General features: G+C 62.5%; 6 protein-coding genes and 1 pseudogene. 1 reads left to right on the top strand and 6 read right to left on the bottom strand.

The window, feature by feature from the left end:
* The 5 genes from HMPREF2656_RS00030 to HMPREF2656_RS00050 form a co-directional block, all read right to left on the bottom strand.
* On the bottom strand, positions 1 to 362 hold a 362-nt coding region (locus HMPREF2656_RS00030; protein ID WP_210400929.1), incomplete at its 3' end, for an HtaA domain-containing protein.
* Between the two features lie 10 nt (positions 363 to 372).
* A complete protein-coding gene (locus HMPREF2656_RS00035) occupies positions 373 to 1,188 on the bottom strand; it encodes a heme ABC transporter ATP-binding protein (RefSeq protein ID WP_070452410.1) in 816 nt (271 codons plus the stop codon).
* A gap of 1 nt (position 1,189) precedes the next feature.
* Positions 1,190 to 2,233: a FecCD family ABC transporter permease gene (locus tag HMPREF2656_RS00040; RefSeq protein ID WP_070452407.1), complete on the bottom strand. Its 1,044-nt coding sequence runs from the start codon at positions 2,231 to 2,233 to the stop codon at positions 1,190 to 1,192.
* A complete protein-coding gene (locus HMPREF2656_RS00045) occupies positions 2,226 to 3,329 on the bottom strand; it encodes a heme/hemin ABC transporter substrate-binding protein (protein WP_070452404.1) in 1,104 nt (367 codons plus the stop codon). The genes HMPREF2656_RS00040 and HMPREF2656_RS00045 overlap by 8 nt, the downstream gene beginning before the upstream one ends.
* Positions 3,330 to 3,344: 15 nt before the next feature.
* Positions 3,345 to 5,162 carry an HtaA domain-containing protein gene (locus tag HMPREF2656_RS00050; protein ID WP_070452401.1) on the bottom strand — a complete coding sequence of 606 codons (1,818 nt, stop codon included), beginning with the start codon at positions 5,160 to 5,162 and terminating at the stop codon, positions 3,345 to 3,347.
* Between the two features lie 246 nt (positions 5,163 to 5,408).
* Between HMPREF2656_RS00050 and HMPREF2656_RS00055 the strand changes: the two genes are divergently transcribed.
* Positions 5,409 to 5,951: a hypothetical protein gene (locus tag HMPREF2656_RS00055; RefSeq protein WP_070815540.1), complete on the top strand. Its 543-nt coding sequence runs from the start codon at positions 5,409 to 5,411 to the stop codon at positions 5,949 to 5,951.
* On the opposite strand, the pseudogene HMPREF2656_RS13365 reads toward HMPREF2656_RS00055, so the two are convergent.
* A pseudogene (locus tag HMPREF2656_RS13365) lies at positions 5,932 to 6,134 on the bottom strand (hypothetical protein); the annotation flags it as partial. The gene HMPREF2656_RS00055 and the pseudogene HMPREF2656_RS13365 overlap by 20 nt on opposite strands.

The following is a 6,134-nucleotide window of genomic DNA, read 5'->3' on the forward strand; positions in this document are numbered from 1 at the left end:
CCGGTCCACCGGACAGCACCGTCGAAAGCTAAGACACCCTTGCCATTGGCGTCCAACTTCGAGTTGGCCGGGTTGAAGGCGAAGTCGTACTTCAATGAGGCGTCGTCAGGCTGAAAGCGTTGGGACGGCGGATTGTGCTCCACAAAGCCGCCGAAGTGCTTGATAGTCGCGGGGGAAGCAACCTCGATTTTGCCCTTTGCAATTGGGCCGGTGATGTAGTTGGAGAACGTTCGTTTCAGATTCCAGCTCAGGCTCGCGGTCTCAATAGCGGGAACGCTCGCCGCGTGTGCAGACGGGGCGACGACGACACCCGCTGCAAGCAGAAACGTCGCCGCAGCGGCAGATTTACGGGTCGGGAACATGTGGATCTCCTTAGGTGCGGTCGGGGAAGAGGAGGTTGCGCGTGTGCGAGCCGAGGGCGTTGGTGTCAGTGCGCGTGGGGGATACGTGGATCGATTCCCCATGCCGGCGGACCTCGAGGGGATACTCGTATACTGCAGACAGGGTCTCGCTGGTAAACACCTGGTCAATAGGGCCGCTGGCGGCCACGCGACCTCGGTTGAGACAGGTCACTTGGTCGCAATAATTGGCCGCTGCGTTGAGATCGTGCAGCACCACCACGACGGTGCTCCCGCTACGCGCCGCCTGCCGGATGAGTCCAAGGGCACGCTCTTGGTGCTTAACATCCATGGCCGCTGTTGGCTCATCGAAGAACACCACCGGGGTGGTCTGCGCGAGGACACGCGACATGGCCACGCGGGCGCGCTCGCCGCCGGAGAGTGTCACGACTTCACGGCCGGCAAGGTGGGAAACCCCGGTGGCCTCGAGGGCGGCATCGATAATCGCGTTGTCCTCCTCCGGGCTGCTCGTGCCTTCCCACGGCGAACGTCCCATCGCCACGACATCGCGGACGAGGAATGAGAAGGTGACGGACACGTCCTGCAACATGACAGCGCGCTTCCTGGCCATCGCTTTTGGCTTGGCATGCCGCGGCTCAACACCGTCGATCTGCAGCACGCCCGAGGCAACGGGGATGTCTCCAGAGAGTGAGGCGAGCAGCGTCGACTTACCTGCGCCGTTCGGGCCGATGAGGCCGGTGACGGTGCCAGGTGCGGCGTGAAAAGAAACGTCGGAAAGCAACTCGGCGTCGCCGATGCGGACGGTCATGTTGTGCGCCTCAACGCTCATGTCAGTGCACCCCCTTGCGCATCATTTGACGAAGTAGAATGAAGAACGTCGGCCCGCCGACGAGCGCGGTGAAGATGCCGATGGGCATATCCGCGTACGCGATGAGGTTGCGCGCCACCACGTCTGCAACCGCGATCAGCGCCGCGCCGCCGAGTGCTGATGCCGGGATGAGCACGCTATTCGACGGTCCAACAGCAGTGCGGATGATGTGGGGAATCACCAAACCGACGAAGCCGATGAGTCCTGCGTAGGACACTGCGCCTGCGCTCAGTAGCGTCGCCAGGAGCACGCTGATTGTTCGCAACCGCTGTACGTTGACACCAACGTGCGATGCGGCGCCTTCTCCGAGCGCCAGCAGATCGAGCTTCCGGCCGAGGAACAGCGCGCACACAATTCCGAATGCCGCAATGCAGGCGACGGGGGTGACGTGCTTCCACTGTGCACCGGCGAGGGTGCCCATCTGCCAGAAAATGATCTGCTCACGCGCAGTCGAGGGTGCGAGGAACAGCAGGAATGAAATGGTTGCGCCAGCGACGGCGTTTACCGCGATGCCCACCAAGATCAAGTTGACAACCGCGGTCTTACCGCGGTGCCTCGCCAACGCCCACACCAATAGCGTCGTGGCTAAGCCGGCGACAAATGCGCCGATTGGGATGGTCATGGTGCCTGCGAAGCTCGCCCCGCTGACGATGAAAATCGCTGCACCGACGCCGGCACCCGAGGTCACACCCATCACTGAGGGCTCAGCCAGCGGGTTGGCGAAGACAGCTTGCATGAGCGCGCCCCCCACGCCGAGCGCAGCGCCGACAAGAATGCCCAAGATCAGCCGGGGGATACGCACCTGCCAAATGACAGAGGCATCCATGCCGTCAACGCCGAAGGGGCCGCGAGCGAGAATCCGCGGCAGGTCCCCGAGGTGGACGGTGTATTGGCCGACGCTTAGCGACACGACGAACGTCACCGCAAGCAGCACGACGAGTCCGATGAACAGCGCGATGCGGCGCCGGTGTCGCTGCGCGAACACCTGGTCTACGTAGTTAGCCATTCGTGCGCTGCCCGCTCTTTGTGTCCACCGAGCCGGTGTTGGCACCTTCGCCGTACAGCAGTTTCGCGGCGCGCAAGAGGAGCTCTCCAGTTTGGGGGCCGAAGGCGAGGGAGTCGCCGTCATTCATCGTGATCGCGCGTTGATTCTGCCCGGCGATTGTCTGCACGACACCCGGTCGCTGGAGTAGCCCTTCCATGCCGCCGGTGGACTCGAGGCCCTTCGTCATCAGTACAAACATCTCGGGGTTGAGCTCAGCGAGCGCTTCGGGGCTGGCCGGCTTCAGATCGGTGATGCCGGCCTCGGCCGCCATGTCGCGACCGCCTAGGGCATTGATCAGGCTGGTAGATCCGTAGTCCTCGCCAATGATGTAGAAGATGCCACCGGTGCCACGAAGGTACAGAAACGCCATGCGCAGCGGCTCAGCAGGCTTGATCTCATCGATCACGGCAAGCGCCTCTTCAACCTCGCGCATGCTGCGTTCGGCGAGCTTCTCGCCCTCCTCGGGCAAACCAACCACCGAAGCCACCAGGCGGATATCGTCGCCGATGGTCTCCAGCGAGCGCTTGGGGTTCATCATCACCGTGGTGATACCTGCGTTGCGGATTTGCTCAATCACCTCTGGCGGGCCGACGGACTCATCCACAATCACCAGTGTTGGGTTCAGCTCCAAGATGGCCTCGGCGTTGAGGTTGTGGCCACCCACGGTGACCACTGGGCGGTCAGCCAAGGAGGGTTCCGTGCTCGACACCGTTCTGCCTACGATGTTCTCGTTGAGCCCCAGACCAGTCAGGGTCTTGGTGTAGGTGCCGTACAGGTCGAGCGCCAGGATGCGGGAGACATCGGTTACCTCAACGTCGAAGCCTTTCGCGTCTACCAGCGAAACAGGGAGGGCTGGTGTTGGGTTGGTAGCCACAGGGGCAACGTCGTCAAGCGAAGGCACGGTCTTCACACCCTGCGCCGCGCGCGGATCGACTTGGCCCGCTTCCGTGCGTAACTCGCTCGCGAGCTCAGCGTTCACACTCGATGTGCCGTCCCAGCTTGCACAACCGGTTAAGGCGAGCATGCAGACGAGGACGGTGGCTACTAGTCTCCTCATTAGGGTGGGATCTCCTTAGACGCTCGGGGCCTTGCGGCCGAAGTTGATAATGCTGCCGCCGCCGATAACCAGTGACGCGAGCAAGGCAAGTACCGACGGCACGCTGTTGCCGTCGAGGTTGAGACCGGACGGCGAGGCCCCGGAAGACTTGATCCGGAACTGGTCTTCGCCATCCCCGGTCTGCTCCTTGAATCCACCGAGCGAAGCGTTGTCGCCCATGCTTTGTGCTGCGGCGGTGGAGGACGCTGCGCCCGGGCCTGTCCCGTCCACACCGACACCGTCAGCACGCAGTGCCGCAGCGGCATCGGTGGAGCTGGACTTGCCCTGCGCGTCGCCTTTTGTTGCTCCTCCCTGCCCTTGGGCACAGTTCGGGGCGCCGCTGAGACTCGCGGTGAAATTGATCGGGTCCAGCGGGTCGCCTGCGGGGTAGAAGTTGGCGAACGCCTCGGCTCCAACTGGTGTCAGCGTGGTGGTTGCTGAACCGGAAACTGCGGAATCGGAGACGTCCAGCGACGTGAACGTGAGATTGGCCATGGCGACGCGGCCGTAGTCGCCGGGGTTGCCTTCGACATCGTTCGACGTGACATCCATGACAAGCAATCCCGCGTTGCCCTTGAATTGCACCTCGATGTTGGAGAAGCGGGTTTCAAGAATGCCCTTGTGGCCGTAGAACTCAATGGTTCCAGGGAAGAGGATCGTGCCTTCCTTGGTCTGCGGATTCACGGCTCCGCCTTGCGCCTTGAAGCGGTATTGGCCGTCGGAATACGCGACGTTGTTGGAAAGGTTCCAGCCACCCTTGGCAATCTGGCCCTGGATGTACGCGCGGAACGTGGAACGTACACCCCACGCGAAGTCGCCGCTGGTCACGCCCTTCGAGGCGGGGGCAGTGCAGATGTCGTTGGATACGGCCTGGGCTGCGGGTGCAGCTCCAGCTCCAGCTCCAGACTGCCCAGAGCTGGCTGCTCGGCTCGGGGCGGCACCACCCGATGGGCCTGCGATGCCACCTCCGCCGCCGCTACCGCCATCGGCCGCGTCAGCGGTGGAGAATCCTCCGCTGTTGGGCGCTGCAGCAACGCCGCCGGTACCAGTGCCAGCCGCACCAGCACCTGTCGGAGGAGCTTCAGCAGACGTGGCAGCGCTGGTACCCCACACCCGGTCGTGGAACTGGCCGGAGTTGTCCATGAGATTTTCAGTGTTGGTGATCAGCCCGTTGACTTCAATGAGAGTGTCGTTGACTTGGCCGAGCAGTTTGGCTGCGCCCTCGGTGGCGTTGGAGCGTGTGGCGGCACCACCACTACCTGAGTTTCCACTGGTCCCCGAGGGTGCGCCGGAGCCCGCCCCCATCTTAAGGCTGAGGTTGAGCGGGGAAAGGGGCTCACCAGCAGGGTAGAAATCCGCGAATACCTTGCTTGCACCTTCGGTAGACACCTTGGTGTCACCGGTGAGGGTGACGGTGTCTTGCGAGAAATCGGGAGCGGCTGAGAAAGCGACGGTGGCTAAGACCGCCTCCTTGCCTGTGAACAATGGGCCGATGTTGCCTGGCACGCCGGTGTTCTCGCGGCTCTCATAATCCACTCGAATCTCACCGCTGGTGCCGTTGATCACCAGTTTCATGTTGGTGAGCTTGATGTCAAGCGTCCCTTTGTGGCCATAGAACCGGATCCCGCCGTCAAATGCAATGGTGCCCGCATTCGCCCCCGTAATGTTCGAGTTGGCAACTGGGATGGTGAATACGCCGTTAGCGAGCGTGATCCCGCCGGAGGTCTGCACCTCACCCTTGGCAACGGGGCCCATGATGTACTTCATGAAGGAGTCGCGGATTGACCACTGCATTTGCCCGGATTGCACGGTCCGGTTGCTGGCGGCCTGCGCCGTGGCTTCGGGGGCCGCAATGAGTGGAAAGCCGATGGCCCCACCGGCAGTAAGCAGCGCCCCAGAGATGGTGAGGGCCGCAATTCTGTTAGCCCGTTGTTTGCTAGCTTTCCGCATCCTGTCGACTCCCTCTAGAATTCTACCAAGCTTAGGCTACGCTAATTTAGCCATGGCTTAGTTTAAAACGCAAGTAGGAAGGGAAAACCCATGCGGGACAAGATCGATGCATCGTTTGCCATGCTCTACCCCGACGTTGATCCGGGAACGCCATTGCCGCCGTCAACCTGGGAGCGAGTGGCGGTGTCCTTGAGCTCCGGCGTGTTGTTCTTCGGCGTCGCGGCAGGCGACATCATCATCGCCGGTGTGGGCCTGTTTTTGGTGCTGGTGGCGACGGTGATGCCAACGCAGCGCGCCGACCGGCGCACCCGAAACGAAGCTCGCGCGCGGTTCCCGCAGGTGCCTTGGGCTGAAAAGGACGTGTCACACCAATACGAGCCTGCGACGGTGATCGGTGTGACCTGGGCGGCTATCGCGATCGTCGCCGTTCTCGCGCTGCTACTCGTGCCAGCGAAGTTCAGCCTTCTTGCCGCGGGGGTGTGCGGCGTAGCCGCAGCAGTGATCATGTGGTTCGTCCCCGGGATCCACCCGTCCCGGCAGCCGGAGATTCTTGGCTACGAGTACGAAGACGACTCTTTAGATGCCCCCCGCGATGTGGAGGAGACTGCAACGTTCAGCCGCGTCGAGCAATAGCCTGCTCGTACACCTCGACCACTGCTTCGGTCGAGGTGCGCCAGTTCCAGCGCAACGCTTCCTCGCGCGCGGCGTCGTCGTCAAGTGGCGTTGTGGAGATCACCTCGCCGTTATGGAAGACCACCGCGCCGTTTTCGGCGATGAACGTGTCGCATGCGGGGAACATGCGTTGCAGTGTTGCCA

Source organism: Corynebacterium sp. HMSC034B08, from assembly GCF_001835805.1.
In the GTDB taxonomy this organism is placed as follows: domain Bacteria; phylum Actinomycetota; class Actinomycetes; order Mycobacteriales; family Mycobacteriaceae; genus Corynebacterium; species Corynebacterium coyleae.